This is a genomic window from Krasilnikovia sp. MM14-A1259, assembly GCF_047159535.1.
In the GTDB taxonomy this organism is placed as follows: Bacteria; Actinomycetota; Actinomycetes; order Mycobacteriales; family Micromonosporaceae; genus Actinoplanes.
Genome location: NZ_BAAGAJ010000002.1, coordinates 7,017,513 through 7,044,121, shown reverse-complemented (window position 1 = coordinate 7,044,121; position 26,609 = coordinate 7,017,513). Strand labels below are relative to the sequence as shown.

Genomic DNA, 26,609 nt, shown 5'->3' with positions numbered 1-26,609 from the left:
GAGGCTCGCAAGGATACGGAACGTGCAGGTCCGCGACAACCTGGCGCACCGGCCGGGATACCCCGAACCGGGGCGAAAAATACCCGGACGATTGGTCGGACAACCGACACGCCGCGCTCAGGGCACCTCCCGGCCCTCCTCGCCGAACCAGCGGGCGAGCCGTCCGCGCCGGCTGACCGCCCGCAGCCGCCGTTCGGCCGTGTCGCGGACGTCGGCCGTCGCCACGATCAGCAGGGTGTCCCCCGTGCGCAGCCGGGTGTCCGGGGCGGGGACGAATCCGGCCCCCTCGCGGACGACGAGCGTCACCACCGCCCCGACGGGCAGTCGCAACTCGTCGATGTGCACCCCCGCCAGCCGGGATCCTGGTGCCACGCCGATCTGCAGCAGGTCCGCGTGCATGTTCTCCAGCGGCGCGGACTCCACCTGCACCTCCGCCGCCTCGGCGGGTGCGGTGATCCCGAGCCGGCGGGCGACCGGCGCGATCGTCCCGGCCTGCACCAGCGTGAAGATGATCACGAGGACGAACACCGCGTCGAACAGCTTCTCGGCGCCCGGGGTGCCGATCGACAGCGGGATGGTGGCAAGCACGATCGGCACCGCACCACGCAACCCCGCCCAGGACAGGAACGCCTGCCCCCGCCACCCCGGCGCGCCGCGGACCAGCAGGGCGGAGACGGCGACCGACAGCGGGCGCGCCAGCAGCACCAGCGCCCCGCCGACGACCAGCGCCGCCACCAGGGCACCCGGCAGGCGGCTCGGCGACACCAGCAGGCCCAGCAGGACGAACAGGCCGATCTGCGCCACCCAGGCCAGCCCGTCGGCGAAGCCGAGGATGGCCCGGCGGTGCGGCAGCCGGGCGTTGCCCAGCACGACCCCGGCCACGTACACGGCGAGGAAACCGGAGGCGTGCGCGACCGCGCCCGCCGCGTACGCGAGCACGGTCAGCCCCACGGCGGCGATCGGGTACAACCCGGCCGAGGGCAACGCCGCCCGGCGCAGCAGCCAGCGCCCGGCGGCGCCGACGAACAGGCCGATCGCCGCGCCCACGGCGAGTTCGTAGACGAGCAGCACCAGCTCGTGCCACCAGGGGGACGCCGCGGCGGGGCTGGCCAGCAGCACCACGAGCAGCACCACCGGCGCGTCGTTCATGCCGGACTCGGCCTCCAGCGTGGCCACCAGCCGCGGCGGCAGCCGCAGGCGGCGCAACGTGGCGAACACGGCGGCAGCGTCCGTCGAGGACAGCACCGCCCCGTACAGCAGGGCGAGACGCCAGTCGAGGCCGAGCAGCAGGTGCACGACCACCCCGACGACCACGATGCTGACCGCCACGCCGACCGTGGCCAACGTGGCGGACAGGCCCAGCACCGGGCGCAGAGTGCTCCAGCGGGCGGTCAGCCCGCCCTCCGCGATGATCACGATCAGAGCGCAGAAGCCGAGCGTACGGGTGAGCTCCGCGTCGTCGAACCGGATGCCGAGGCCCGCCTCGCCGAGCAGGATCCCGATGAGCAGGTAGACGAGGAGGCTGGGCAGACCGACGCGGGTGGACAGGCGTACCGCCGCCACGGCGACCAGCAGGACGGCAGCCCCGATCAGCAGGGCGGCGTCCAGGTGACCGGTCACACCGGCCCGGCGACGCCGTCGCGCAGCGCGCTCAGCCGCGCGGCGAGGTCGGCAGCGTCGGCGGCGACCACGAAGACCTTGTCCCGGCTGGTGGCCCCGATCCGCAGCGTCACGGCCGCCGCCCGTACGCCGAGGGCGTCGGCGAGCGCGCGGCGTACCGCCTCGGTGGCCTTGCCGTCCACCGCCGGAGCGCCCACCGCGATGATCAGGGCGGCGCCGTGCGGGCCGTCGTACCGGCCCCCGACGTGGGTCCGGCCCGCGCCGGGGCGCACCCGGACCGGGACGGAGAGCTCTCGGTCGCCGGGTGCGGGCGTACGCCGGTTGGCCATGCCTCATTGTCCCGATCTTCGGCGTGGCCGGTGCTCGGGGGCGGCACTCCGCCTGCCGTCATCGCCGGAGCGGTCGGGGTCAGCCTCGGGCGGCCGCCGCGAGCAGGCGGTCGACCGGGCGGCACAGGCCGCACGGGGTGAAGCCCAGCTCGACCGCCTCGGACACCGGCAACGGCTCGGTGAGCCGCCCGACCAGGTGCGGACAGTCCGACACGTGGTAGCGCGGCCGGCCGTCGACGACCAGCACCTCGGCGTCCATCCGCGCGATGCGCACGGCGTCCGCGGCTCGCTCGGCCTGCGGCAGTGGCTCGTCGGCGGGGTCGTCGGGGTCGGGCCGGCCGAACTCCTCCACCGGCTCGTCGAACGACGGTCCCGCGGTGAAGCCTGCCGGGGCGGTCCCGCTCACCGAATCGTGGCCCAGCAGGTCGGCGTGGCCGGACAGGTCAGGCTGGCCCGACGGACCAGGCCGGCCCGACACGTCGAGCTGGTCGAGCAGGCCCAGGCCGGAGCCGGCCGCGGAGTCGCCCGGATCGCTTGCCCAGGACTCGTCGTCAGCACGGGCCGCGGAGTCGCCCGGGTCGCGCCGCCAGGACTCGTCCTCCTCCTGGCTGCGGGCCGCGTCGATGACCGAGGAGGCGTGGTCGTAGTCGGCGTGGTCCCGGTGCTGGTCGCGGTCGTCGCCGACCTCCGGTACCAGCGGCGCGTCGTATCCGCTGCCGGGGTCGTCGTCCACCCTGGCACCCAGAGGGTGATCGTCGGTGGCGTCGAACGCGCCGGGTTCGGCCAGGAGGCCCGCATCCCCCGCGTCGAGTGCCGGGGCGTCCGGCCCGAACTCCATCGCCGCAGCGGAGCCGGTGTCATCGCCGTATTCCAGGGCGCCGGTCTCGTCCGGATACTCCGGGGCGTCGGACTCCTCCGGGAAGACCGTGGAGCCCCGCAGGCCCGGGTCACCGGGGTCGTCGGTGAGGCTGGGCTCGTCATCGAAGACGGCGGTACGCGTGCCGCCCGGCTCGTCCGCGAAGCCCGTGGCGGCAGCGGCGCCCGAGCGGGCGGTCTCGCCCGCGTAGACGGCGGTGGCTGCGGCCGGCGTGGCCCGCTCGGTGAACGCGGCGGATTCGGCGTGCGGTGCGCCGCCCGCCGCGTCGCGGTCACGCCCGCTGGTGCGGGTGGCCGCGGGCCCGAGGGCCCCGCCGACGTCGCGGGCGGCGGCCCGGCGGGCGGATGCCCGGCGGGCGCCCACGACCAGCGCGACCGCGGCCAGCAGGCTGGCCACGATGGAGCTGATGAGCAGCATGCTCGACCCGCCGGCGACGCCGAACACAAGCAGCGTCACCGCGACGAGGATGAGCAGCAGACTGGCAACGATCATGGGCTCATCCCCGCCGCAGTCGGTCCGTCACGATTCCTGAAGGTTTGAGGGTCAGCGGCCGGTCTCGATGGAGTTGGCGCGGCCACCGCCGTACGAGCCGGCCAGGCCCGCCGCGGCGAGACCACCCGAGCCGCCCACGGAGCGGTTCGCGTCGGCGCGCGCCATCTCGGCCTCCAGGCCCTGGCCGCGGCCGTCGAGGTCACGCAGCTGGCTCTCCAGGTAAGCCTTGAGCCGGGTGCGGTACTCGCGCTCGAACTGCTTGAGCTCCTCGATGTGCTTCTGCAGCGCGGAGCGCTTGGCGTCCAGGCCGCCCATGGCTTCCTGGTGGCGCTGGCGCGCGTCCCGCTCGAGGGCGTCGGCCTTGGCGCGAGCCTCGCGGGTGACCTCCTCCGCCTTGGAACGGGCGTCGGAGAGCAGCTTGTCGGCCTCGCGGCGAGCGTCCGCGACGTGGTCGTCCGCGGTGCGCTGGGCCATCATGAGCACCCGCAGCGCCTGCTGCTCGCCGTCGCCGCCGGGAGGGGTGGGACCGGCGCCGACGCCGCCCTGGGCGCGGACCTGCTCGAGCTCGGCCTGCATCTGCCGCGCCGCCTGCTCGGCGGCAGCCTTGTCCCGCTGGACCCGGTCGAGCTGGGCCTTCATGTCGTTGAGCTCCGCCGCCAGCCGGGGGTCGGCACCCGAGACGGCTGGCGCGCCACCCCGGCCACCACGCTCGACCTGCGCGCGCAGCTCGTTGTTCTCCTCGATGAGACGGGCGAGTTCGCGCTCGACCTCGTCCAGGAAGGCGTCGACCTCCTCCTCGTCATACCCCCGTTTGCCGATCGGGGGCTTTTTGAAGGCGACGTTGTGCACGTCGGCCGGGGTCAGCGGCATCGAAACTCCTCGGGTCAGTCGCGGCCGCGTGGGGCACGCCCTGTCACACGCTGAACACAGTGATCAGGCGCGCTAACACGAATTCCATAAGCACGAACAGGATAACCAGCAGGACCAGGGACGCCAGGTCCAAGCTCACGGTACCAATTCGCAGCGGTGGGATCACACGCCTCAACGCCCTCAAGGGTGGATCAGTGACGCTCCACACCAACTCCAGTGCCGCGGAGGCCCCCCGACGCGGCTGCCACCGGCGGCCGTACTGCAGGACCGCACCCAGGACAAACCTCGCCAGCAGCGCCAGGAAGAAGACGTAGACCAACAGGTACAGGACTTGGAACACGATCGACAGCACGTCCGGCGGATCCCTCGTTAGGGTTCAACTCTGGTTGAAGAAGCCGCCCTCAGCGATCTTGGCCTTGTCCTCCGCGGTGACCTGGACATTCGCCGGTGAGAGCAGGAAAACCCGGTTGGTCACGCGCTCGATCGTACCGCGAAGCCCGAAGGCGAGACCGGCGGCGAAGTCGACCAGCCGGCGCGCATCCCCCTCATCCATCTCGGTGAGGTTGATGATGACCGGAACCCCGTCCCGGAAGTGCTCCCCGATCGTGCGGGCCTCCCGGTACGTCGTCGGGTGCAGCGTCGTGATCTGGTACCGCTGCTCCTCCTCCGGCGGGCGCTGGTGCGGCTGGGCCTGCGGGGCGAGGGCGAGGTTGTCGCGGGTCTGGTAGCTCAGCGCGCCGGTGGCCTCACTCGCGGACGACGACGGCCGGGTGATCGAGCGCACGCTGGCCCGCTCGGCGCGGCTCTCCTCGCGGTCGAGGTCCATGCGCGACACCCGCTCGCTCGGCCGGACCCGCTCGAAGCTGCGGGCCCGCGGCAGCGCGGGAGCCTCGTCGACCTCGTCGTCATCGTCGGCGAACTCGTCCGCGTACCGGTACCCGGAGTCGCGCTCCCGGTCCCGGTCGCGATCCCGGTCGCGATCCCGGTCACGGTCGCGGTAACCGCTCTCGCGGTAACCGCGGTCGTCGTAGCGCTCGTCGTCCTCCTCGACGAGGCCGAGCCAGACGCCGGCCTTCCGCAACGCGCTCATGCTGTCCCCACCTCTCGCATGCGCTCGCGGCCCTCGCTGCACTCGCGCATGCCCCCCACCTCGTCCCGTACGGCGCTGAACCTCGTGCCCATGCCCCCAAAACCTCCGTCCGTGGTACGGCCCGCTCCCCCTCGGCGTGCCGCGCCCCGCTTACCCGGGGCCGTCATCGGGCCCCGTCGTGACGCTGTGCCGTCGGGCGCCGCGGCCATCCTGGAGGCACGTCGCGCGAAACAACACGTATGTAGTTTGCTGCCCGCCGCAAGGCTACCGCAGCGTGTTGCGCATCCCGAGCAAAGAACTACCGATCCGGACGTGTGTCGCACCGTGCCGGACGGCCGCCTCCAGGTCCCCGCTCATGCCCGCGGAGACCACAGTGGCGCCCGGATAGCGCTCGGCCAGCCGGGCCGACAGCGCCGCCAGCGTCGCGAAGGCCCGGTCCGGTTCCCAGTCGCGGGGCGCCACCGCCATCACGCCCGCCAGGCGCAGGCTGTCGGCGGCGGCCACCGCGCCGGCGACCCGCCACAGGTCGTGGTCCGGATCGTCGGCTTCGTCGACGGCGCCGCCGCGAGCCGGGTCACCGTCGACACTGATCTGCACCAGCACGTCGACCGGTGCGGTCCGGGTGTCCGCCGCCGCCCGGTCCAGGGCGGCGGCCAGCCGGATCGAGTCGACGGACTCGACCACGTCGGCGTACCGGGCGACCGAGCGGGCCTTGTTGCGCTGCAGCTGGCCGACGAAGTGCCAGCGCACGTGCGCCCCGGCCGCGGCGAGCGCGGCGGCCTTGGGGGCGGCCTCCTGGTCCCGGTTCTCCCCGACGTCGGTGATCCCCAGTTCCGCCAGCAGCAGCACGTCCGATGCGGGGTACGTCTTGGTGACGGCGACCAGGGTCACCTCGGCGGGGTCACGCCCGGCCGCCGTGCAGGCGCGGGCGATCCGCTCCAGTACGGCCTGCCGGGCGCCGGCGAGCTCGGCGCGACGGTCGGCGGCGGTCACGCCGCCCCTCAGGACCCGTTCTTGAGGAAGTCCGGGACGTCCACGTCGTCGAACAGGACCCGCCGCGGCGGCGGGGTCGTGGCAGCCTGCGGTGCGGTGTTCACCGGCGCGGCAGACGCCGGGGCGGCCGCGGGCGGGGTGGCGGCCGGCTGCGCCTTGCGGGCCGGCTCGGCCGGCTTGTACGAGGGCGTACCCCCGTCGAAGCCCGCCGCGATGACCGTGACCCGCACCTCGTCGCCGAGCGCATCGTCGATGACCGCACCGAAGATGATGTTGGCGTCCGGGTGGGCCGCGTCCGTGACGAGCTGGGCCGCGTCGTTGATCTCGAACAGGCCCAGGTCGGACCCGCCCGCGATGGAGAGCAGGACGCCGCGGGCCCCGTCCATGCTCTGCTCCAGCAGCGGGCTGGAGATGGCCTTCTCCGCGGCCTCGACCGCGCGGTTGTCGCCGCGCGCGCTGCCGATGCCCATCAGCGCGCTGCCCGCGCCGCTCATGACGCTCTTGACGTCGGCGAAGTCCAGATTGATCAGACCCGGCGTGGTGATCAGGTCGGTGATCCCCTGGACACCGGAGAGCAGCACCTGGTCGGCCTGGCGGAACGCGTCCATCATGCTGATTCCGCGGTCGCCGAGCGCGAGCAGCCGGTCGTTGGGGATGACGATGAGCGTGTCGCACTGGTTGCGCAGCTCGTCGATGCCCGACTCGGCCTGCACCTGGCGGCGCTTGCCCTCGAACGAGAACGGCCGGGTGACCACGCCGATGGTGAGTGCGCCGAGCTTGCGGGCGATGTTCGCCACCACCGGCGCGCCGCCGGTGCCGGTGCCGCCGCCCTCGCCGCAGGTCACGAACACCATGTCGGCGCCCTTGAGCACCTCCTCGATCTCGTCGCGGTGGTCCTCGGCGGCGTTCTTGCCGACCTCGGGCTGGGCCCCCGCGCCGAGCCCGCGGGTCAGCTCCCGCCCGACGTCGAGCTTGACGTCGGCGTCGCTCATGAGCAGCGCCTGGGCGTCCGTGTTGATCGCGATGAACTCGACGCCCTTGAGCCCGACCTCGATCATGCGGTTCACGGCGTTGACGCCGCCGCCGCCGATGCCGACGACCTTGATGACCGCAAGGTAGTTGTGTGGAGGTGTCATCGGGCTCAGCCTTCCCTTCCAGGGTTGGCGGACACGAAGGCCCCGCGGTCGGCCAGACCGCCTCGTGTCCGCTCCGTACAAGGGAGGGCGAGGAAACCCTCACCCTCTACTAGAGGCTTATGGTTATGTCAACCTCTCGACCTCTCGACGCAAGGTATTCGGACGCCAGTCCCGAACCAAGGACCGCCCCGGCGTGTCGGCCCCTCCGTGCGTGATGAGTATCCGACTCACCCGTAACCCCGGAACTAATGCGCCGTTTAGGACCTAATGTCCGATCGGCAGTCAACGGATCGTTACGACCTCGGGCGCGCTGACATCGATGGTGGCGCCCGGCTGTTTCAGCAACGTGGTCGCCACCTGCGCCTTCGTCGGGCTCTGGGTGTCGTCGCCCCAGACGATCGACCGATGGCCGCGCAGCTCCAGCCGGATCTGCGCGGGAGCCATGACGGAGATCTCCACCAGCTGCTCGCGCAGCTCGTCGGTGAGCGCCGCCAGCACGGTCAGCGCCGACCGCGTGTTCACGTCCGCCGGGCCGGGCGCAGCGAGCCGGGCCAGCGGCAGACCCGCCGGGGCGGACGGCACCGTCCGGTACGCCACCCCCGCGCCGTCGAGCAGCATGAACCGGCCCTTGTCCAGCGGCACCGCCGCGACCGGCCGCCGCTCCACCACCTCGATCTCGATCGTGCCGGGCCAGGAACGCGACACGACCGCCCGGTCCACCGGCGCGAGACCCTGCACCCGTGCCCGGACCGCATCCAGGTCCACCCGGGCCAGCGGCTCGGCCATCGGCACCGCCGCGGCCTGCTCCACCTGCGCCGAGGTCAGGGACTCGGTACCGACGACCCGCACCTCGCGCACACCCAGCAGGGAGGTGCCGTACACCATCCACACCAGGACACCCAGCACCGCGACCACGCCCGCGCCCACGGCCCACGGCAGTGCCGCGCGCAGCCGGCGGCGCCGCGCCCGCGCCATGAACCGCCGCACCGACGACGGCACCGCGTCAGTGTCCGCCCGTACGAGCCGCCAGTTGCGGCCTTCGCCGGTGTTCATGCCTTTGGTCTTGGCGGAACGGCCACCGGGCACCGGGCTACCGCCCGTCGGCCTCGGCCAGCGCCACCAGCAGCTCGTCGCCCATCAGCGAGATCGGCGGGGCGCCCATGGTGACCACCACGTCACCCGGGCGGCTGCGGCGCACCACCTCGGCGGGCACGTCCGCCCAGGACGGCACGAACACCTTGTGCTCGCCGGGCAGGTCGATCGCGGCGGTCAGCGCCACCCCGCCCTCGCCCGGCCCGCGCACCTCGCCCGGGCCGAACACCTCCATCACCACGACCTCGTCGGCCAGCGCCAGCCCCTCGGCCAGCTCCGCCTGAAGATCGCGGGTGCGATACACCCGGTACGGCTGGAACACCACGACCAGCCGCCCGTCGCCGGCCACCTCCCGCAGCGTGCGCAGCGCCGCACTGACCGAGGTCGGGTGGTACGCGTACTCGTCGTAGACCCGCACGCCCGCGGCGGTGCCCTTGCGCTCGAAGCGCCGCCGCACCCCCGGGAAGGAGGCCAGCGCCTCGGCGATCGAACCGATGCCGATGCCCAGCTTCAACGCGGTGAGCACCGCGGCAGCACTGTTCAGGCCCATGTGCCGGCCGGGCAGCGCCAGGCGCAACTCGCCCAGCGGCTTGCCCTCCAGGAACGCCTCGTAGCGGACCCCCTGCACGGTCGAGGCCACCGACGCGATGCGCAGCGTCGCGTCCGCGGACTCCCCGTACGTGTAGACCGTGCGGCCGCGCTCGCGCAGCGCCGCGATCAGCTCGGCCACGCCGGGGTCGTCGGCGCAGGTCACCACGAAACCGTCCGCGTCGGTCAGCTCCGCGAACTCCAGGAAACCCGCCTTGAGCCCGTCCAGGTCGCCCCAGTTGTTGAGGTGGTCCGCCTCGATGTTCGTGACGATCGCGACGTGCGGGCGGTAGATGAGGAACGACTTGTCGCTCTCGTCGGCCTCCGCCACGAAGTACGGTCCGGTGCCGTGGTGGCCGTTGGAGCCGGCCTCGGAGATCTCCCCGCCGATGACGAACGACGGGTCCTGACCGGCGTGCTGCAGGATCACCGTCATGATCGACGTGGTGGTGGTCTTGCCGTGGGTGCCGGCCACCGCGATGGTCTTGCGGTTGGTCATCGCCGCGGCCAGCGCCTCCGAGCGGTGCAGCACGCGCAGCCCGCGGCGGCGCGCCTCGGCCAGCTCCAGGTGGTCCTGCGGGATCGCGGTGCTGTAGACGACCGTGTCGACGCCGTCCAGGTTGGACGCCTCGTGGCTCATGTGGATCGTGCCGCCCAGCGCCCGCAGCGCGGCCAGCGCAGGCCACTCGCGCAGCTCGCTGCCCGAGACCGGCACCCCCCGAGTCAGCAGCAGGCGGGCCAGCCCGCCCATGCCCACCCCGCCGATGCCGATCAGATGCACCCGGCCGAGATCCTCGGCGGTCAGCCCGCCGGCCGGCGTCAGCTCCGCCGCGTTCACCGCTCCACTCCCCAAGCTCCCCGGTCACTCATCGCCCGGCCACCGCCTGGCAGACGAAATCCAGCAGCGCCTCGTCGCCGTCGCGGCGACCATACGCGCTCGCCGCGGACCCCATCGCGGCGAGCCGCTGCGGGTCACGGGCCAGCGGGATCACCGTACGCTCCACCCAGTCGGGGCTCAGCTCCGCGTTGTCCACCAGCAGCCCGCCGCCGGCGTCGACCACGGGCCGCGCGTTGCGCTGCTGCTCCTGGTTGCTGTACGGATACGGAACGTAGATCGCGGGCAGTCCCAGCGCGGTGGTCTCGGCCACCGTGATCGCCCCGCCGCGGCACAGCATGAGGTCGGCCGCCGCGTACCCGAGCTGCATGTCGGACAGGTACGGCACCACCACGTACGGCACCGGCAGGTCGCTGGGCACGTCGAACGGGTCGTTGCGGCCCCCCTGCACGTGCAGCACCTGCACGCCCGCGTGCGCCAGCTTCTTCGCCGCCCCGGCCACCGCCAGGTTGATCGTCCGTGCGCCGGAGGAGCCGCCCGAGACGAACAGCACCGGCAGGTCGGGGCGCAGCCCGAAGTGCGCCAGAGCCTCCGGGCGCAGGGCGGCCCGGTCGAGACCCGTGATGCCGGTACGCAAAGGCACCCCGACCACCCGCGCGTGGCGCAGCGACTCGGCGAGCTGTGGCTGGTGCGGGAAGCCGACCGCGACGTTCTTGGTGAACTTCATGCCCACCCGGTTCGCCACGCCGGGCGGCACGTTCACCTCGTGCACGACGATGGGCAGCTCCCGCCGCCACGCCGCCAGGTACGCCGGCACGGACACGTACCCGCCGAAGCCGACCACCACGTCGGCCTGGACCTCGTCGATCACCTTGCCGGCCGCGTGCGCCGACTTGTACATCCGGTCCGGGGTGCGCAGCAGGTCGAGGTTCACCGAGCGCGGCAGCTGGAACGCGGGAATCACCCGCAGGTCGTAGCCCGCGTGCGGGATCAGCTCGTTCTCCATGCCCTTCGGGCTGCCCAGCGTGGTGATCTGGACCTCGGGGAAATGCCGGCGCAGGCAGTCGGCGAAGGCGAGCAGCGGGTAGATGTGGCCGCCGGTACCTCCCCCGGCGAGCACGACCGACCGCAGCAGAGCCATCACCGTCTCCTCTCCCACCCCGCCCGAACCGGCTAGGGACGGCCCTTTCCGGCGCTCGCGGTTGCCCGGCCCGCGGAGGCGGCGCCGGGACGCGACGGTCCCGGCCGCCGCGGCGGGGGCAGCGGCGGCAGCGGGGCCCAGAGTAGCCGCACCCACCTGGCGGGCGGACGGGCGTGCAGGGCCCGCGCCGCGTCCGGCTCGGCCCGGGCGAACGAGGCCAGGATGCCGATCGCGGCCATCACCACGACCAGGGCGCTACCGCCCGCGGAGATGAACGGCAACGGCAGGCCGGTGATCGGCAGCAGCCCCACCACCCCGCCGATGTTGATCACTGCCTGGGCGACCAGCCACGTGGTGACCGCGGTGGCGGCCATGCGCCGGAACGGGTCCTCGACCCGCCGGGCGATCCGGAAACCGGTGTACGCGAGCACGGAGAACAGCGCCAGCACCACCGCGCAGCCGACCACCCCCAGCTCCTCGGCCACGATCGCGAAGATGAAGTCGTTGTCCGCCTGCGGCAGCCAGTCCCATTTGAGCGCGCTCTTACCCAGCCCGACGCCGAACCAGCCGCCCTCGTAGATCGCCGAGCGGCCCTGCAGCAGCTGGTAGCACGCGCCGATGGAGCAGTTCTCGGGCGGCTGCAGCCAATTCGCGATCCGGGCGAACCGGTAGTTCTCCTCACCGACCGCCCCGGATCCTGCACCGCGGGACGCGGCCGCGATGAGCAGCCCGATACCCGCCGTGCCCAGTACGCCCAACGCGGCGAACACCCGCAGCCGCACCCCGGCGGCCCACAGCAAACCCACGATCAGGGCCAGCAGCACCAGCATGGTGCCCAGGTCGTTGTAGCCGACCAGCACGAACAGCAGCCCGACCACCGGGAACAGCGGCGTGGCCAGCTCGCGCCAATGGCCCAGCGCGGGGCCCTTGCGGGCCACCAGGTCCGCCCCCCACAACACCACGCCCAGCTTCGCCAGCTCGGACGGCTGGACCCCGATCGGTCCGAGGTAGAGCCAGAGCAGCTCCGAGTGCACCGGGCCGAGTTTGGCGGAATGCAGCAGCCCGACCTTCTTCAACGCCATCAGCAGGTCGAGCACCACCAGCAGCACCACGGCCGTGCCGAGCACGTACGTGCCGAGGGTGCGCAGCGTACGGGCGGGAAGCCGCTGGCAGATCCAGAAGCCGACCAGGCCGAGCAGCGCGTACACCGCCTGCTTGCCGATCATCGAGAACGCGTTGCCGTGCTGCGCGTACGCCTTGACGCTGGTGGCCGAGAAGACCATGGTCAACCCGATCAGCAGCAGCAGCCCGGAGCTCGCGATGAGCAGGTAGTACGAGCTGAGCGGCCGCGCCAGCAGCCCGTGCACGGCAGGTAGGAACTGCCGGCTCAGTGACGGGCGCGCCCGCTGGTCCTCCGCCATGTGGTCATCATCCCGGCGCATGCCCGCCCAGCCGACACACCCGGGCGCGTGTCGCCGGGATTTGTGAGACCTATCCCATGACCGCCAGGAAGTCGCTGTAGAACAGACCGCAGCCGATGGCCACACAGATACCGGCGACGATCCAGAAGCGCACCACGATATTGACCTCGCTCCAGCCCGCCAGCTCGAAATGATGCTGCAACGGGGACATCCGGAACACCCGTTTGCCGGTGGTCTTGAACGAGATGATCTGGATCACCACGGACATCGTGATGATGACGAACAGGCCGCCGATGATGATCGCCAGCAGCGTCGTACGGGTCGCCATGGCCAGCCCGCCCACCAGGCCGCCCAGCCCGAGCGCGCCCGTGTCACCCATGAAGATCCGCGCCGGGGAGGTGTTCCACCACAGGAAGCCCACGCACGCCCCGGCCGCCGCGGCGGCGATCAGGGCGATCTCCAGCGGGTCGCGCACCTCGTAGCAGTAGTTGTGCGGGTTGGCCGCGTACGTCCGGTCCGCGCACCAGTGCCGGTACTGCCAGAACCCGATCAGGGTGTACGCCCCGAGCACGAGGATCGTCGCGCCCGTGGCCAGCCCGTCGAGGCCGTCGGTGAGATTCACGCCGTTGGACATCGACATGATGACGAACACGAAGATCAGCACCGAGCCGACCTTGCCGACGTCGAGGAAGCTGATGTCGCGGATGAACGAGATGTGCTCGCTCGCCACGGTCTGGCCGTTGGTGCTGGGCACGTACAGGGCCGCGATGCCGAAGCCCGTGCCGACCAGGAGCTGGCCCAGCAGCTTGCCCTTGGCGCTCAGGCCGCCGGAGTGGCGCCGCCGCACCTTGAGGAAGTCGTCGAGGAACCCGACCGCGCCGCAGAACACGAACAGGCCCAGCAGCACCAGCGCGGTCATCGTCGGGCCGACCTGGGCGATCTGCTGCTCGGGCAGCGTGGTCAGCGCGACGTGCCCGGCCACGTACGCGAGCACCGTGGCCACGATGAACGCCACGCCGCCCATCGTCGGCGTGCCCTTCTTGCCCTGATGGGTCGCCGGCCCCACGGAACGGATCGGCTGGCCCGCCTTCAGCGCCGTGAACACCCGGATCGCCACCGGTGTGCCGAACAGCGAGATGATGAAGGCGACCGCGGCCGCGACGATGACTGCCCTCACCGGCGTACCCCCTCGGGCCGCAGGCTGTCCGCGACCTCCCACGTGCGATATCGGGACCCCTTGACCAGCACCACATCGCCGGGGCGCAGGTCGAGTTCCGCAATGGCGGCCGCCTGGTCGGCGGCGTGCAACCCCTGACCCGTCCACGACGCGACCGTGGCCGCGCCCGCCAGGATCGGGGCGGCCTCGGCCACCGCGATGAGCCGGTCCACGCCCAGCTCGGCGGCGAGCCGGCCGACCTGCTCGTGTCCGGAACGCTCGTACTCGCCCAGCTCGGCCATGTAGCCCAGCACCGCGACCGTCCGCCGGCCCGCGCCCAACGCGGCCAGCGACCGCAGCGCGGCCTCGGTGGACGACGGGTTGGCGTTGTACGAGTCGTCGATGACCGTCACGCCGTCGGGCCGGTCGAAGACGTCCATCCGCCGCACCGACGCGATGCCGACCTCGCCGAGCGCGTCCGCGACCTGGGCGACCGGCAAACCCGCCGCCAGCGCGACCGCGGCCGCGGCCAGCGTGTTGCCGACCTGGTGGCGGCCGGTGACCGCGAGCCGCACCAGCGCCGATTCCCCGCCCGCGACCAGCGTGTACGCGGCCCGCCCGCGCGCGTCCAGCGTGACGTCGACCGCCCGCACGTCCGCCTGCTCCGCCTCGCCGAACCGGACGACCCGCGCGCGGGTGCGGCTCGCCATCGCCGCCACCAGCGGGTCGTCCGCGTTGAGCACGGCCACGCCGTCGGCGGGCAGCGCCTCGACGAGTTCCCCCTTGGCGAGCGCGGTGCCCTCCACCGAGCCGAACTCGCCGAGGTGGGCGGCACCGATGTTGAGCACCACCCCGATGCGCGGCGGCGCCACCTGCGCGAGATGCCGGATGTGCCCGACCCCGCGGGCCCCCATCTCCAGCACCAGGAAGCGGGTGTCCGGCCCGGCCTTCAACACCGTGTACGGGTGCCCCAGCTCGTTGTTCAGCGATCCCGGCGGCGCCACGGTCGGCCCGAGCCGGGCCAGCAGCTGCCCGATGAAATCCTTCGTGGTGGTCTTGCCGGAGGAGCCGGTGAGCCCGACCACGGTCAGCGCGTCCAGCCGGTCCACCACCACCCGGGCGAGCCGGGCCAGCGCGTCGAGCTGATCGGCCACGACCACACCGGGAACCCCCGCGTCACGGGTGCCCAGCACGCCCGCCGCCCCGGCGGCCATGACGGCCGGCGCGAACTCGTGGCCGTCCACCTTCTCCCCCGCGAACGCCACGAACAGCCCGCCCGCAGTGATCTTCCGGGAATCGAACTCGACCGGCCCGGTGACCTGCGCACCCGGCTCGGCGCCGACCACCTGCCCGCCGGTGACCTCCGCGATCTCGCCGAGAGTCATCGTGATCAAGGGGCCCCTCCCGCGCTCGCCCGGGCGGTCAGCGCCTCGGCCAGCTCGATCCGGTCGTCGAACGGCAACACCTCGCCGCCCACCTCCTGGCCCCGCTCGTGTCCCTTGCCCAGTACCGCCACGACGTCGCCGGGGCCGGCGTACCGTACCGCCTCGTCGATCGCGGCGCGACGGCCCGCCACCTCGACGATCTTCGCCGGCGTGCCGGCCTGCTCCGCGCCCTGCCGGACCGCCGTACGCACCGCGGCCGGATCCTCGGTGCGCGGGTTGTCGTCCGTCACGACCAGGATGTCCGCGCCGCGCGCCGCGGCGGCGCCCATCAGGGGCCGCTTCCCGCGGTCCCGGTCGCCGCCCGCGCCCAGCACGGCCAGCAGCCGCCCCCCGCGGGCGTTCGCGAGTTCCCGCAGGGCGGCCAGCGCGGCCACGATCGCGTCCGGCTTGTGCGCGTAGTCGACAACCCCGAGGACGTCGCCGGGCGCGTCGACACGCTCCAGCCGGCCGGGTACGCCCGGGCAGGCGGCGACCCCGCGGGCGGCCACCGCCGGGTCGACCCCGGCGGCACTCAGGCTCGCGATGGCGAGCAGCGCGTTCGCGACGTTGTGCCGGCCGGGCAGCGCCACCCCGGCCGCGACCGGGCCCGCCGGGCCGCGCGCCACGAACTCCTGACCGAACGCCGACTCCCGGACGTCCGCGGCGTACCAGGTGGCGCCGGGGTCGCCCGCCGCCGAGTAGCTGATCGTGGCGGGCCGGAACAGCGGCGCCAGCGCCGGATCGTCACGGTTGAGCACCTCGGCGCGGCACCGGCCGTCGAACAGCTTGGCCTTCGCCGCGAAATAGTCGTCCGTGTCGGCGTGGAAGTCGAGATGGTCCTGCCCGAAGTTGGTGTACCCGCCGACCGCGAACCGGACCCCGCCGACCCGGCCGAGGCTCAGCGCGTGGCTGGACACCTCCATCACCACGGCCGAGACCCCCTGCTGCACCGCCACGGCGAGCAATGCGTGCAGGTCGGTGGCCTCCGGGGTGGTGCGTTCGCTGTCGATCACCAAGTCACCCAGGCGGGTCTCCACGGTGCCGATCAGCCCGGTGGTCAGCCCGGCCGCCCGCAACCCCGACTCCACCAGGTACGCCGTGGAAGTCTTGCCGGCCGTACCGGTGATGCCGATGAGGGTCAGCGCGGCCGTGGGCTCGCCGTAGATCGCGGACGCGGCGGCGCCCAGCACGGCCCGCGGGTCGTCGGCGACCAGCACCGGCAGACCGGCCGCGAGAGCCGCGTCGCGCCCCGCCGGGTCGGTCAGCACCGCCACCGCGCCCGCCTGCGCCGCCGCGGCGACGAACTCGGCGCCGTGCCGGCGCGCGCCCGGCAGTGCGGCGTACAGATCGCCCGGACGCACCTCACCGCTGGCGTGGGTCACCCCGGTCACGGGAACGTCCGCGCCGGTCAGGGACGCGGGCAGCGCCGCGGCGAGATCGGCCAGCCGGTACGGGGACAGGCCCTGGGGACGCGGAATGCCGGACACGGCGTCAGACCCTACCCCGTGCCCGGCACCTCAACGCCAACGCCACAGCCACTACGGATAGATCTTGAACTTCGGTGGCTTCGTGCCCGACGGCGGCACCCGGTAGCGATGCAAAGCGTCCGACATCATTTTCTGGAACGCCGGGGCGGCCACCTCGCCGCCGGTGCCGTTCGGCACATCCGCGAAGACCCCGATCACGAACCGCGGGTTGTCCGCGGGCGCCATGCCGATGAACGAACCGGCGTTGTGGCTGGTGTAGTGCCCGTCGATGAGCATTTTGCCGGTGCCGGTCTTGCCCGCCACCCGGTAGCCGTCGACCGCCGCGCGGGTGCCCGTGGCGCCCTTGACGTCCACCACGGCCTCCATCATCGTGCGCAGCTCACGGGCGACCGCGGGGCTGAGCACCTGGTGCGTCTCGGGCGCCGGGGCGGGGGTCACCGCGCCGTTCGTGCCGGAGACGGTGGCCTTGATGAGGTGCGGCTGCACGTACGTGCCGTCGTTGGCGATCGCCGCGTACCCGGCGGCCATCTGGATCAGCGTGGCGTCGACGCTCATGCCGATCGGCACGGAACCCGTCGCCGAGCCGCTCCACTGCTCCGGCGTGAGCAGCCGCCCGCCCGCCTCGCCCGGGGTGCCCTCGCCGGTGGGCCTGCCGAGGCCGAACTTCTGCTGGTACTCGTACAGCTTCTGCTTGCCGAGCCGGTCGGCGATGAGGATCGTGCCGACGTTCGACGAGTACGCCAGCACCCCCGGCACGGTCAGCTGGGTGCCCCGCGTCTGTGGGTGGGTGTCCGCGAAGCGGGCCCCGCCCCGCATCAGCGCGGGCCCGACCGTGATGGCCGAGTCCGGGGTGATCACGCCTTCCTGCAGCGCCGCCCCCAGCGTGAACACCTTGTGCGTGGAGCCCGGGTCGGACACCACGCTGCTGGCCACGTCATCCCGGTCGGCCGGCTTCACATCGAACGGCTTCGCCGCGTTGTACGGCGGGTAGCTGGCCTGGGCCAGCACCTCGCCGGTCTGGACGTCGAGCACCACGGCGGCACCGATGGTGGCGTTGACCCGTTCCATGTCGTCGGCCAGGTACCGCTGCACCTCGAACTGCAGGTCCCGGTCGATGGTCAGCTCCAGCGAGGTGCCCGGCTGCGCCGGGGTCTCGTGGTGGTAGCCGCCCGGGATCTCCTTGGCGAGCTCACCCTTGTCCACCCGCGGGTTGCCGCGCTCGAAGACCCGCTCGCCGTCGGTGCCGCGCAGCAGCTCGTCGTAGCGGGCCTCCAGCCCCTCCAGGCCGGTGTGGTCCTCGCCGGTGAAGCCGATGAGGTTCGCGGCCAGGTCGGCGCCGAACACGTCGCGCCGCTCGTCACGGTCGGAGTTGATGCCGGGCAGCTTCATGGCCGCGATCCGGTCGGCGACCGCGATGTCCACACCACGCGCCAGGTACTGGAAGCGTGACCAGCCACCGAACGGGCTCTTCTTGCGCGCCATGAGCTGCATCAGCTTCGACGGGGCGATGCCGAGCAGCGGGGAGAGCTGGGCCGCGGCGGCCGCCGGGCTCTTCACCAGCTCCGGGTCTGCGTAGATGTACCGTGCCTCGACGCTGTGTGCCAGCACCGCCCCGGAGCGGTCCAGGATGCTGCCCCGCGGCGCGGGCAGCACCACCTCGGCGAGCCGGTTGTTGCGCTGCGCCAGGAGTTTCTGCGCGTCGGCGGACGACTCCATGACCTGCATGCTGACCAGCCGCACGCCGATGGTCACGAACAACGTCAGCGCCAGCACCGTGCCCAGACGCAACCGCCGGGTGCTATTGGCCAGCTTCGGGGGTTCCGGGGGGATGGCCGCGACCGGCCGCTTGGGCGCGTACCGCGGGGCGTTGCCGGGCCGGCCGCCCGCGGTCCGCCGGGGCGCCGGTGCTCCGGCGCGCTCCCGGTCGTTGCCATTTCCGGTACGCCGGTCCGCCACGTCCCGCCGCCCGCCGCGAGCCGTGCTGCGGGAGCCGCCCGCCGCGCCCGGGTCCGACGGCCGCTGCGCACCACCCGCCCGCCGGTCCGCAGATCGCTGCCGCCCGGCCGCGTCCACGGACCGCTGCCGGCCGCTCGCGTCTCCCGACCGCTGCCGGCCGCTCGCGTCTCCCGACCGCTGCCGGCCGCTCGCGTCTCCCGACCGCTGCCGGCCGCTCGAATCCGACGGCCGCTGCTTGCCGATCGACTCGTCCGACTGATGCCGGTCGCCCGCATCCGCGGGCCGCTGCTTCCCGGCCCGCTCGGCCGGCCGTTGCTTTCCGGTCGCCTCGTCCGGCCGCTGCTTTCCCGCCTGCTCTGCGGACCGCTGCCGGCCGGCTGCGCTCCGGTCCGCGGTCGCGGGCCGCTGCCCGTTCGCCGCTCCCCGGGCATCGTCCGTGCGGCGACGCGGACCGGGCTGGTCGTCGTCGAGCACCTGCAACGCGGGCCGGAACGGGTCCGTGGTGCGGCCGCTGCGCGGGCGGCGGCTGCGCTGGTCGCTCTCGCGGACGGTACGTCCCCGAGGCGTGTAGGCACGGGCGTCACCGATGCCCGCGAACCCGTGATCGGCTTCGGTCTCGCGGCCGTCGGCCGCCGGCTGGTCACGAGACGCGCCGCGCCGGGGCTGTGGACCCCGGCGCGGCGGCTCGTCGGCACGCGATGGCATCCGGCCTACCGCCCGGTGCCCGGCACAGCGACCTGCCCGCCGCCCTGCGGCGCCACGGGCTGACCGCCGCCCTGTGGCACGGCCACCTGCCCGCCACTCTGCGGCGCGACCGCCTGCCCGCCCTGCGGCCCGCCGGCCTGCGGGGCAGCACCCTGAACCGCACCGCCCTGAGCTGCACCGCCCTGGACCGCGCCACCCTGGACCGCACCACCCTGGACAGTGCCGGTCCCGGAGGTACCGTTGGGCGGCGCGCCATTTCGGACAGTGGTGGCCCCGTTCTGCGACGCACCACCCTGGACGGTGCCGGGGACACCGCCACGGGCCGTACGGTTGCGATCGGCCCCCTTGCCCGGCTCCTGAGCGGTGACCGCGGGCTGGCCATTCCCCGGCTTCGGCACCCCGATGATCTTTCCGTCGGGCAGCCGGATGTACGCGGGCGTGTCCGCCTTGACCAGTCCCAGCCGGCGGGCGGCGGCGTCCAGGTTGCCGGTGCTCTCGTACCCCGCGATCTGGTTCTCCAGCTGCTGCTGGTGCGCGTCCATCCGCGCCTTCTGGTCCTGCAGGCGGCTGATCCGGAACGTGTTCTCGTTCGTCTTGGTGTTGATCAGCAGGATGCCCAGCACCCCGGCGACAACGAGTGCGATGACGACGACCGCGAACGGCGCCCGGGGCGCCCGGATCGGCGCCGGCGGCGCGACCCGCAGTCGCGGCGCGGCGTCGGCGGCCGGCTGCGCCCCATCCAGCTTGAGCGCGGCCGTCCCCTGCGTCGGCACCACGCCGCGGCGCACACCGTCCGCTCGGTTCGCGCCCTCGCCGCGCGCTGTGCCGCCGCGGATCGAATCCGCGCGGCGGGCCGTGCCCGGCGCCGGCTGCCGGCGCTCCCCCCGGGCACCGCCGACGCTGCGGACCTCGTCGATCGCGGGCGCGGGCGTGCCCCGCTCGCGGCTGGTGCGCTGCGACCCGATGCGCTGCGCGGTCCGGCCCCCCGACCGCGGCGCCGTACGCTCGCTCATGTTCCCTCCCCCTCCTGCTGTCTACGCGGGCGCAACCGGCCCAGCCCCCCGTGCGTCGCCGACATCCGGGGGCGTTCGCGGTCGCCCTCCGGTGTCTGGCGCTGATCGTCGATGCGTTCCACCGCGCGCAACTTCACCGACGCGGCGCGCGGGTTCTCCGCGACCTCCGCCGCGCTCGGCGGCTCCGACCCGCGGGTCAGCAGCCGCAGCTTCGGTCCTGTCCCCGGCAGTTCGACCGGCAGGTCGATCGGCCCGGTGCTGCGTGCCCGCGCGGCGATGGCGCGTTTGACGATCCGGTCCTCCAACGATTGATACGACATCACCACAAGGCGGCCCTTGGCCGCCAACAGGTCCAAGGCGGCCGGTACGGCCCCCTCCAGCGCGACAAGCTCGCCGTTTACCTCTATCCGTAGCGCTTGAAACGTCCTCTTCGCGGGATTGCCCCCCGTACGCCGCGCGGCGGCCGGGATCGCGTCCCGGACGAGGTCGGCAAGTCGCGCCGAGGACGTGATCCGGTCCTTCGCCCGCTCCCGCACGATCGCCGAGACGATGCGGGACGCGAACTTCTCCTCGCCGTACTGCCGCAGGATGCGGACCAGTTCGGCGGGCTCGTACCCGTTGACGACCTCCTCGGCCGTGGTGCCGCGGCTCTGGTCCATCCGCATGTCCAGCGGCGCGTCCCGGGCGTAGGCGAACCCGCGGTCGGGCTCGTCGAGCTGGAGCGACGAGACGCCCAGGTCGAACAGGCCACTGTGGAACGACGCCAGGTCGAGATCCGCGAGCACGTCCGGCAGCTCGTCGTAGACCGCATGGATCAGATGCGTACGGTCGGCGAAGCGGGACAGCCGGTGCCGGGCGTGCGCGAGCGCCTCCCGGTCGCGGTCCAGTCCGATGAGGACCACGTTCGGATACCGGTCGAGCACGGCCTCGGCGTGCCCGCCCAGTCCCAGCGTGAAGTCGACGTGGACGGCGTGCGGACGGTCGAGGGCGGGAGCGAGCAGCTCAAGACAGCGCTCGAGCAGCACCGGCACGTGCGTGCCGCGAAGCTCCCCCATGTCGACCCCCATTGCCCTGCTCTTTTCCACGTCCACCCGGTTGCCCGGTCGTCTTCCGTACCGCCAGATCCCCATCCGCTCGTGCCCTGACGTGTGGGCGCGCCCGACCCCGGACACGCGCCTGGCGCCGGGGAAGAGGCGCCAGGAGCGGGAGCGGCTGGAGATCTCGCAGTACGGCGGCAGCGACGTCCGAGCCGCCTGCACGGCCCGCACCCGGTGGCGCCCTACAGTCCGCCGGGCAGCACCCCCTCCTCGATGTCGGCGAATTCGTCCTCACTCGCCGAGAGGTACTGCTCCCAGGACTGCTTGTCCCAGATCTCCACCCGCGTGCTGGCCCCGATCACCACGAGCTCGCGGTGGAGTCCCGCATACTCGCGCAGGTGCGCGGGGATGGTGACCCGCCCCTGTTTGTCGGGGACCTCGTCGTGCGCGCTCGCGAAGAAGACCCGGCTGTACGCCCGGGCCGCCTTGTGCGTCACCGGCTGCTCGCGCAGTTGCCCCGCGATCCGCTGGAACTCAGGCATCGGGAAGACGTAGAGACAGCGCTCCTGCCCCTTGGTGATCACGACACCTCCCGCCAGCTCGTCCCGGAACTTCGCCGGGAGGATCAGCCGGCCCTTGTCGTCGAGGCGCGGGGTGTGCGTGCCGAGGAACATCGGCCCTTACCCCCTGCCCCCAGGCGGTTTCGCGGTCCGCCGTTTCGCTCGGGCCGGCAAGTCCTCCGGGGAGCCGCCCGCTGGTGCCATCTCACCCAAGGGGTGTCATGTCCACCTGGAGCCGGTCCCAACTCGGCCTGCCAATGCGCTCCACCTTACTCCACTTCCCTCCACCCGCAACCGGAATGCCGCGTTTCGCGAGCCCGGTTCGCAGACGAAAGCGCACGTCAGACACATGGAGGCGCGGTGGAGGGCCGAGCGCCCGATCGGGCAGATCATGTTTCCGACATGCGGCGCAGTCGGGCACGAAATCCCCGCGAATCCAGACGTTCGGGGGTTGCACAGCCCCTCGGATCGCGGCGCGGGGAGGAAAGTGGAGGGCCGGCAACGACAGTGGGGCGTGACCCGAACCGGGTCACGCCCCACTGATGTCGTGATGCAGGAGGTACCGCTACCTCACACGGCGACGCGCCGCACGACGTAGTTCTTGCTCCAGATCTTGTGCTTGCCCACCGTGGCGCCGGAGTGCGGCGAGTCCCACATGTAGCCCCCACCGGCGTAGATGGCCGCGTGGTAGCCGTGCGAGCCGGAACGGAAGACGATCAGGTCACCGACCTGCGCGTCGGACTTGCTGACCGCCGTGCCGACGCGCTGCTGCGCGTTGGCCGTGTGCGGCAGGTTCTTGCCGGCGGCCTTCTTGTACACGTACTTCGTGTAGCCCGAGCAGTCGAAGACCCGGGGACCCGAGGCGCCGAACCGGTACCGCGCACCGCGGTGCCGTTCAGCCTCGGCCAGGATCTTCGCCCCGCTGGACGTCACATTGATCTTGACAGCCCGGGTGGCCGTACCGCGGTAGCTGCCCGCCCCGGTGAACTCCGTGCGCAACCAGGTGGTCGAGCTGGGAGTCGTCTTGAACGCGGCGGACCCGTTGGCACCCAGCCCGCGGGTGACCAGGGTCTGCCACTTGCCGTTGCGCTTGGCCTGCAGGCGTACCGAGCCCGTGGTCACGGCCTGGCCGGTACCCGGGTCGATCACCGTCGCCGTCACGTAGACGGCCTGGCCCCACTTGATCGTGCTCTTGTTGACCCGATCGGTGATCCTGGGCGTCACCGCCTCCGAGGCCGCCAGGTTGGTGGCGGTGCTGGTGGCGGCTGCCGCGGCGGCCGGCGTGGTGACCAGCTGGCCGGCGCAGAGGCAGAGACCCAGGGACAACGCTAGGGTGCCGGTACCGACGGACATGCGGCGGCCCCGGCTCGAACGACGTTCGTGCACGGTAGAGAGTTCCCTCCGGCACGCCTGCGAGGTTAGCTGTCGGGTTCGGGCGGGAAGGTTGCCCGGCCGCCGTTGGCGGCTTCACCCCGAGGTCCGGCACCCCCGCCGAACCGGCGGAAGCACCGAGCGGACCGGAATTGGGTCCCCCGTCCCTGCCCCCCATTGCCTTGTGTGTGGTCGCGCGGTGCATGGTCGTGTCGCCCGGGCCGGGGCAGGGCTCGGCGTGGCTCGGTTCGACACGAGCGGCGAGCGATCGCTCACCACCAGAAACCTTCCTAGCCGAATTCGAAGTTCAACGCTGGATCAAGATCGTTAACAGAAGATATTGGCACGCTGGCGCGTGTCCGGTTATGGCAACGGCGCGACAAATGCCGCCACACAGCGTTGCCTTGTGATTACCAGTGGGTGATGGTTACGGGTGAATCAGAACACACAAAAAGCACCACGACGGCCGATCATGCTCCAGGATGGACTCCCCCGTTTCTGGCGCCAAGCCTCCCAAAAAGACCATTGCGGACGCCACCCGGCCGATCCGGCAGTCCACCGAAAGCACGAGATCCGTCACGGAGCGGACGGGCCGGACGACCACTCCACGTAGTGCCCGGCTCCGGTACCCTCGCCTGCGTGACGGACGGGAAGATGCCCTTGCGGGCCAAGGTCGCGAGCTCCGTGTCGCGTACCGCGGCCGCGCTTTCACGGGCGGCGGGACGCGGCGACGGCTCGGTCATCGGCGGCTGGATCGGCCTCAAGATCGACCCCGACCTGCTGGCACATCTCGCCGCGGGCCGCGCCATCGCGCTCGTGTCGGGCACCAACGGCAAGACGACCACCACCCGCCTCGCCGCCGCCGCCCTCGGCGTGCTCGGGCCGGTCGCCACCAACTCGTTCGGCGCCAACATGCCCACCGGGCACACCTCGGCCCTGGCCAAGGCCGGGGCCACCCCGTTCGCGGTGCTGGAGGTGGACGAGCACTATCTGGCCCGGGTCATCGAGGCGACCACGCCGCGGGTGATCGCGCTGCTCAACCTCTCCCGCGACCAGCTCGACCGGGCGAAGGAAGTGGCGATGATGGCGCAGCTGTGGCGCACCGCGCTGGCCGCCCACCCGGACGCCCACGTCGTCGCGAACGCCGACGACCCGATGGTCGTCTGGGCCGCCGTGGGCAGCCCCCACGTCACCTGGTTCAGCGCCGGGCAGCGCTGGCACGACGACTCCTGGGTCTGCCCCGAGTGCGGCTCCGCCATCCACCGCGAGGGCGGCGACTGGCGGTGCACCGGGTGCGCGTTGCGCCGGCCGCAGCCCCAATGGCGCGTCGAGGACGACGGCGTGCTCGACCCCCGCGGCGACTGGCACCTGGTCAAGCTGCAACTGCCCGGCCACGTCAACCTGGGCAACGCCGCCACCGCGCTGGCCGTGGCCGCGGAGTTCGGGGTCCGTCCCATCGAGGCCGTCCCCCGGCTCGCCTCGGTCGCCTCTGTCGCCGGCCGGTACGCCCAGGTGGAGCGGGACGGACGCAACGTACGGCTGCTGCTGGCCAAGAATCCGGCAAGCTGGCTGGAGGCGTTCGACATGGCGGAGGAGGCGCCCACGCTGCTGTCCGTCAACGCCCGCGACCCCGACGGCCTCGACACGTCCTGGCTCTACGACGTGGATTTCTCCCCGCTGCGCGGGCGGCCCGTACTGATCACCGGTGACCGCGCGTACGACCTCGCCGTGCGCCTCGAAGTGAACGACGTGGCGTTCACGCACGTTAGTAACTTCGACGAGGCGTTGCGGGCCACCCCGCCCGGGCGCCTCGAGGTGATCGCGAACTACACGGCGTTCCAGGACATCCGAGCGGAGTTGGACCGTGTCAACTGAGAGCACCCTGCGGATCGTCTGGATCTACCCCGACCTGCTGTCGACGTACGGTGACCGGGGCAACCTGCTGATCCTCGCCCGCCGCGCGGCCCTGCGCGGCATCGCGGTCGAGACCCACGAGGTCCGCTCGGACCAGCCGATGCCCACCTCCGCCGACATCTACCTCATCGGCGGCGGCGAGGACGGCCCGCAGGCGCTCGCGGCGCAGCGGCTCATCGCGGACGGCGGCCTGCACCGCGCGGTCAGCCAGGGCGCCGCGGTGCTCGCGATCTGCGCCGGTTACCAGCTGTTCGGTACGTCGTTCTTCGCCAAGGGCACTCAGTGCGCCGGGCTGGGCCTGCTCGACATCTCCTCGGACCGCGGCGAGACCCGGGCCGTGGGCGAGGTTCGTGGCGACATCGACCCGCGGCTGGGCCTGCCCCCGCTGACCGGATTCGAGAACCACGGCGGCCGCACCCATCTCGGCCCCGGCGTCGCCCCGCTGGCCCGGGTCACCGCCGGCATCGGCAACGACGGGCGCACCGAGGGAGCGTGGGCCGGAAAGATCCTCGGCACGTACGCGCACGGGCCCGCGTTGGCCCGCAACCCGGCGATAGCCGATCTGCTCCTGAAATGGGCGATCGGCGTCGATAACCTTTCGCCACTGGATGACACGTGGGCCGACCGGCTCCGGAGCGAACGGCTCGCCGCGGCGAGCGCCTGACCAGCACCACCTAGTCCTCGACCGGCAACGAGACTGGAGCGGCACGCTGCATGACTGACATCCTGATCGCCCCGCGGGGCGCTGACTCCGCGGATCCTCAGGCCACTCAGCCGACCGTCACGCCGCACCCCGAGCCCGGCCCCGGCCGCCGTCACCGCCTGATGCGCTTCGGTGTGCTCGCCGTCGCCATCGCGGCGTTCGCCGCCGCCGCCGCGCTGCTGCCGTTGCAGGCCATCGCCCAGTCCGTGCTCGCGCTCGGCCCGATCGCCGCGGTCGCCATCGCGATCCTCGGCGGCGTCCTGCTCTCCGTCCTGGTCCCCCGCACCGCGATCACCATGGCGTGCGGCGCGCTGCTGGGCCCCGCGACCGGTTCGGTCACCGCGCTCGCCGCGGCCGTCATCGCCGCGGTCGCCACGTACTACGCCGGCCGGTGGGCCGGCCGGGGAATCCTCGGCGCGCGGGCGGGCAGCCGGATGGCCCAGCTCGACGGCTGGCTGAACCGGCGCGGGCTCTCCGCGGTGCTGCTGGTCCGTTTCCTGCCGCTCGCCCCGTACGGCCTGGTCGGCTACGCGTACGGCACGACGTCGGTGTGCCGCAAGCGCTACCTGCTCGGCACGACGCTGGCCGCGGTCCCGTCCACGATCTCGTACGCCGTGCTCGGGGCGGCCGTCACCGCCCCCGGCAAGATGAACGCGCTGACGCTGGCCCCCGCGCTGATCGGGTTCGCCCTCACCGCGGTGATCGTGCTGCGCTGGCGCATGGCGACCCGCCGCCGTCAGGCCGCCGCCGTCCCGGCCTGATCCACCCACGCCCCGGACATACGGAAACGGCCCGCCTC

Annotated in this window: 22 protein-coding genes, 1 pseudogene and 1 riboswitch; of the genes and pseudogenes, 3 read left to right on the top strand and 20 right to left on the bottom strand. The window is 72.7% G+C overall.

Annotated elements, in window-relative coordinates:
- Positions 1-117: 117 nt before the first annotated feature.
- The 20 genes and pseudogenes from ACMCNK_RS32100 to ACMCNK_RS32005 all read right to left on the bottom strand — a co-directional run bounded on the left by ACMCNK_RS32100 (position 118) and on the right by ACMCNK_RS32005 (position 23,175).
- Positions 118-1,620, bottom strand: coding sequence for a potassium/proton antiporter (locus ACMCNK_RS32100; RefSeq protein ID WP_412740074.1), 1,503 nt, complete (start codon positions 1,618-1,620; stop codon positions 118-120).
- Complete coding sequence (locus tag ACMCNK_RS32095) at positions 1,617-1,949, bottom strand: DUF167 domain-containing protein (protein ID WP_412740073.1); 333 nt, start codon at positions 1,947-1,949, stop codon at positions 1,617-1,619. The genes ACMCNK_RS32100 and ACMCNK_RS32095 overlap by 4 nt, the downstream gene beginning before the upstream one ends.
- A gap of 79 nt (positions 1,950-2,028) precedes the next feature.
- The gene (locus tag ACMCNK_RS32090) at positions 2,029-3,318 is read right to left on the bottom strand and encodes a hypothetical protein (RefSeq protein WP_412741096.1); all 1,290 of its coding nucleotides are present in this window, start codon (positions 3,316-3,318) and stop codon (positions 2,029-2,031) included.
- A 51-nt stretch (positions 3,319-3,369) separates the two neighbouring features.
- Positions 3,370-4,188 carry a DivIVA domain-containing protein gene (locus ACMCNK_RS32085; protein ID WP_412740072.1) on the bottom strand — a complete coding sequence of 273 codons (819 nt, stop codon included), beginning with the start codon at positions 4,186-4,188 and terminating at the stop codon, positions 3,370-3,372.
- Positions 4,189-4,231: 43 nt separating this feature from the next.
- Complete coding sequence (locus ACMCNK_RS32080) at positions 4,232-4,540, bottom strand: YggT family protein (protein WP_412740071.1); 309 nt, start codon at positions 4,538-4,540, stop codon at positions 4,232-4,234.
- Between the two features lie 24 nt (positions 4,541-4,564).
- Positions 4,565-5,278: a cell division protein SepF gene (locus ACMCNK_RS32075; protein ID WP_412740070.1), complete on the bottom strand. Its 714-nt coding sequence runs from the start codon at positions 5,276-5,278 to the stop codon at positions 4,565-4,567.
- Between the two features lie 264 nt (positions 5,279-5,542).
- On the bottom strand, positions 5,543-6,271 hold the full coding sequence (locus tag ACMCNK_RS32070; RefSeq protein WP_412740069.1) for a YggS family pyridoxal phosphate-dependent enzyme: 729 nt from the start codon (positions 6,269-6,271) through the stop codon (positions 5,543-5,545).
- 8 nt (positions 6,272-6,279) lie between these two features.
- A complete protein-coding gene (ftsZ, locus tag ACMCNK_RS32065; protein WP_412740068.1) occupies positions 6,280-7,407 on the bottom strand; it encodes a cell division protein FtsZ in 1,128 nt (375 codons plus the stop codon).
- A gap of 282 nt (positions 7,408-7,689) precedes the next feature.
- On the bottom strand, positions 7,690-8,460 hold the full coding sequence (locus ACMCNK_RS32060; RefSeq protein ID WP_412740067.1) for a cell division protein FtsQ/DivIB: 771 nt from the start codon (positions 8,458-8,460) through the stop codon (positions 7,690-7,692).
- Positions 8,461-8,497: 37 nt separating this feature from the next.
- Positions 8,498-9,925, bottom strand: coding sequence for a UDP-N-acetylmuramate--L-alanine ligase (murC, locus tag ACMCNK_RS32055; RefSeq protein ID WP_412740066.1), 1,428 nt, complete (start codon positions 9,923-9,925; stop codon positions 8,498-8,500).
- A gap of 28 nt (positions 9,926-9,953) precedes the next feature.
- Positions 9,954-11,063 carry an undecaprenyldiphospho-muramoylpentapeptide beta-N-acetylglucosaminyltransferase gene (gene murG, locus ACMCNK_RS32050; protein WP_412740065.1) on the bottom strand — a complete coding sequence of 370 codons (1,110 nt, stop codon included), beginning with the start codon at positions 11,061-11,063 and terminating at the stop codon, positions 9,954-9,956.
- 32 nt (positions 11,064-11,095) lie between these two features.
- Positions 11,096-12,484: an FtsW/RodA/SpoVE family cell cycle protein gene (locus tag ACMCNK_RS32045; RefSeq protein WP_412740064.1), complete on the bottom strand. Its 1,389-nt coding sequence runs from the start codon at positions 12,482-12,484 to the stop codon at positions 11,096-11,098.
- 70 nt (positions 12,485-12,554) lie between these two features.
- A complete protein-coding gene (gene mraY, locus ACMCNK_RS32040) occupies positions 12,555-13,661 on the bottom strand; it encodes a phospho-N-acetylmuramoyl-pentapeptide-transferase (RefSeq protein ID WP_412740063.1) in 1,107 nt (368 codons plus the stop codon).
- Positions 13,658-15,034 carry a UDP-N-acetylmuramoyl-tripeptide--D-alanyl-D-alanine ligase gene (locus tag ACMCNK_RS32035; protein ID WP_412740062.1) on the bottom strand — a complete coding sequence of 459 codons (1,377 nt, stop codon included), beginning with the start codon at positions 15,032-15,034 and terminating at the stop codon, positions 13,658-13,660. Before ACMCNK_RS32035 ends, mraY begins: the two co-directional genes overlap by 4 nt.
- Positions 15,031-16,551, bottom strand: a complete 1,521-nt coding sequence (locus tag ACMCNK_RS32030) for a UDP-N-acetylmuramoyl-L-alanyl-D-glutamate--2,6-diaminopimelate ligase (RefSeq protein ID WP_412740061.1) — start codon at positions 16,549-16,551, stop codon at positions 15,031-15,033. The genes ACMCNK_RS32035 and ACMCNK_RS32030 overlap by 4 nt, the downstream gene beginning before the upstream one ends.
- A 51-nt stretch (positions 16,552-16,602) precedes the next feature.
- The gene (locus tag ACMCNK_RS32025; protein WP_412740060.1) at positions 16,603-19,212 is read right to left on the bottom strand and encodes a penicillin-binding transpeptidase domain-containing protein; all 2,610 of its coding nucleotides are present in this window, start codon (positions 19,210-19,212) and stop codon (positions 16,603-16,605) included.
- A gap of 374 nt (positions 19,213-19,586) precedes the next feature.
- Positions 19,587-20,225 (bottom strand): annotated as a pseudogene (locus ACMCNK_RS32020) (hypothetical protein); the annotation flags it as partial.
- Positions 20,222-21,280, bottom strand: a complete 1,059-nt coding sequence (gene rsmH, locus ACMCNK_RS32015) for a 16S rRNA (cytosine(1402)-N(4))-methyltransferase RsmH (protein WP_412741052.1) — start codon at positions 21,278-21,280, stop codon at positions 20,222-20,224. The gene rsmH and the pseudogene ACMCNK_RS32020, both read right to left, overlap by 4 nt.
- A gap of 224 nt (positions 21,281-21,504) precedes the next feature.
- Entirely contained in the window at positions 21,505-21,936 is a 432-nt protein-coding gene (gene mraZ, locus ACMCNK_RS32010; RefSeq protein WP_412740059.1) for a division/cell wall cluster transcriptional repressor MraZ, read from the bottom strand.
- Between the two features lie 456 nt (positions 21,937-22,392).
- Positions 22,393-23,175: a C40 family peptidase gene (locus ACMCNK_RS32005; RefSeq protein ID WP_412740058.1), complete on the bottom strand. Its 783-nt coding sequence runs from the start codon at positions 23,173-23,175 to the stop codon at positions 22,393-22,395.
- A 39-nt stretch (positions 23,176-23,214) separates the two neighbouring features.
- Positions 23,215-23,334: riboswitch (cyclic di-AMP (ydaO/yuaA leader) on the bottom strand.
- Positions 23,335-23,847: 513 nt separating this feature from the next.
- On the opposite strand from ACMCNK_RS32005, the gene ACMCNK_RS32000 reads away from it, so the two are divergent.
- From ACMCNK_RS32000 to ACMCNK_RS31990, 3 genes are read left to right on the top strand one after another with little or no spacing between them, the layout of a single operon-like run.
- On the top strand, positions 23,848-25,068 hold the full coding sequence (locus ACMCNK_RS32000) for a MurT ligase domain-containing protein (protein WP_412741051.1): 1,221 nt from the start codon (positions 23,848-23,850) through the stop codon (positions 25,066-25,068).
- On the top strand, positions 25,058-25,771 hold the full coding sequence (locus tag ACMCNK_RS31995) for a type 1 glutamine amidotransferase (protein ID WP_412740057.1): 714 nt from the start codon (positions 25,058-25,060) through the stop codon (positions 25,769-25,771). Before ACMCNK_RS32000 ends, ACMCNK_RS31995 begins: the two co-directional genes overlap by 11 nt.
- Positions 25,772-25,821: 50 nt before the next feature.
- On the top strand, positions 25,822-26,571 hold the full coding sequence (locus ACMCNK_RS31990) for a TVP38/TMEM64 family protein (protein ID WP_412740056.1): 750 nt from the start codon (positions 25,822-25,824) through the stop codon (positions 26,569-26,571).
- The last annotated feature ends 38 nt before the right edge of the window (positions 26,572-26,609 follow it).

Coding starts and splice junctions, on each gene's coding strand:
- ACMCNK_RS32060 (WP_412740067.1), bottom strand. CDS start 8,460: ATGAACACCGGCGAAGGCCGCAACTGGCGGCTCGTACGGGCGGACACT.
- ACMCNK_RS32095 (WP_412740073.1), bottom strand. CDS start 1,949: ATGGCCAACCGGCGTACGCCCGCACCCGGCGACCGAGAGCTCTCCGTC.
- ACMCNK_RS32025 (WP_412740060.1), bottom strand. CDS start 19,212: ATGCCATCGCGTGCCGACGAGCCGCCGCGCCGGGGTCCACAGCCCCGG.
- rsmH (WP_412741052.1), bottom strand. CDS start 21,280: ATGGGGGAGCTTCGCGGCACGCACGTGCCGGTGCTGCTCGAGCGCTGT.
- ACMCNK_RS32090 (WP_412741096.1), bottom strand. CDS start 3,318: ATGATCGTTGCCAGTCTGCTGCTCATCCTCGTCGCGGTGACGCTGCTT.
- ACMCNK_RS31990 (WP_412740056.1), top strand. CDS start 25,822: ATGACTGACATCCTGATCGCCCCGCGGGGCGCTGACTCCGCGGATCCT.
- ACMCNK_RS32075 (WP_412740070.1), bottom strand. CDS start 5,278: ATGAGCGCGTTGCGGAAGGCCGGCGTCTGGCTCGGCCTCGTCGAGGAG.
- ACMCNK_RS32045 (WP_412740064.1), bottom strand. CDS start 12,484: ATGGCGGAGGACCAGCGGGCGCGCCCGTCACTGAGCCGGCAGTTCCTA.
- mraZ (WP_412740059.1), bottom strand. CDS start 21,936: ATGTTCCTCGGCACGCACACCCCGCGCCTCGACGACAAGGGCCGGCTG.
- murG (WP_412740065.1), bottom strand. CDS start 11,063: ATGGCTCTGCTGCGGTCGGTCGTGCTCGCCGGGGGAGGTACCGGCGGC.
- ftsZ (WP_412740068.1), bottom strand. CDS start 7,407: ATGACACCTCCACACAACTACCTTGCGGTCATCAAGGTCGTCGGCATC.
- ACMCNK_RS32000 (WP_412741051.1), top strand. CDS start 23,848: ATGCCCTTGCGGGCCAAGGTCGCGAGCTCCGTGTCGCGTACCGCGGCC.
- ACMCNK_RS32085 (WP_412740072.1), bottom strand. CDS start 4,188: ATGCCGCTGACCCCGGCCGACGTGCACAACGTCGCCTTCAAAAAGCCC.
- ACMCNK_RS32005 (WP_412740058.1), bottom strand. CDS start 23,175: ATGTCCGTCGGTACCGGCACCCTAGCGTTGTCCCTGGGTCTCTGCCTC.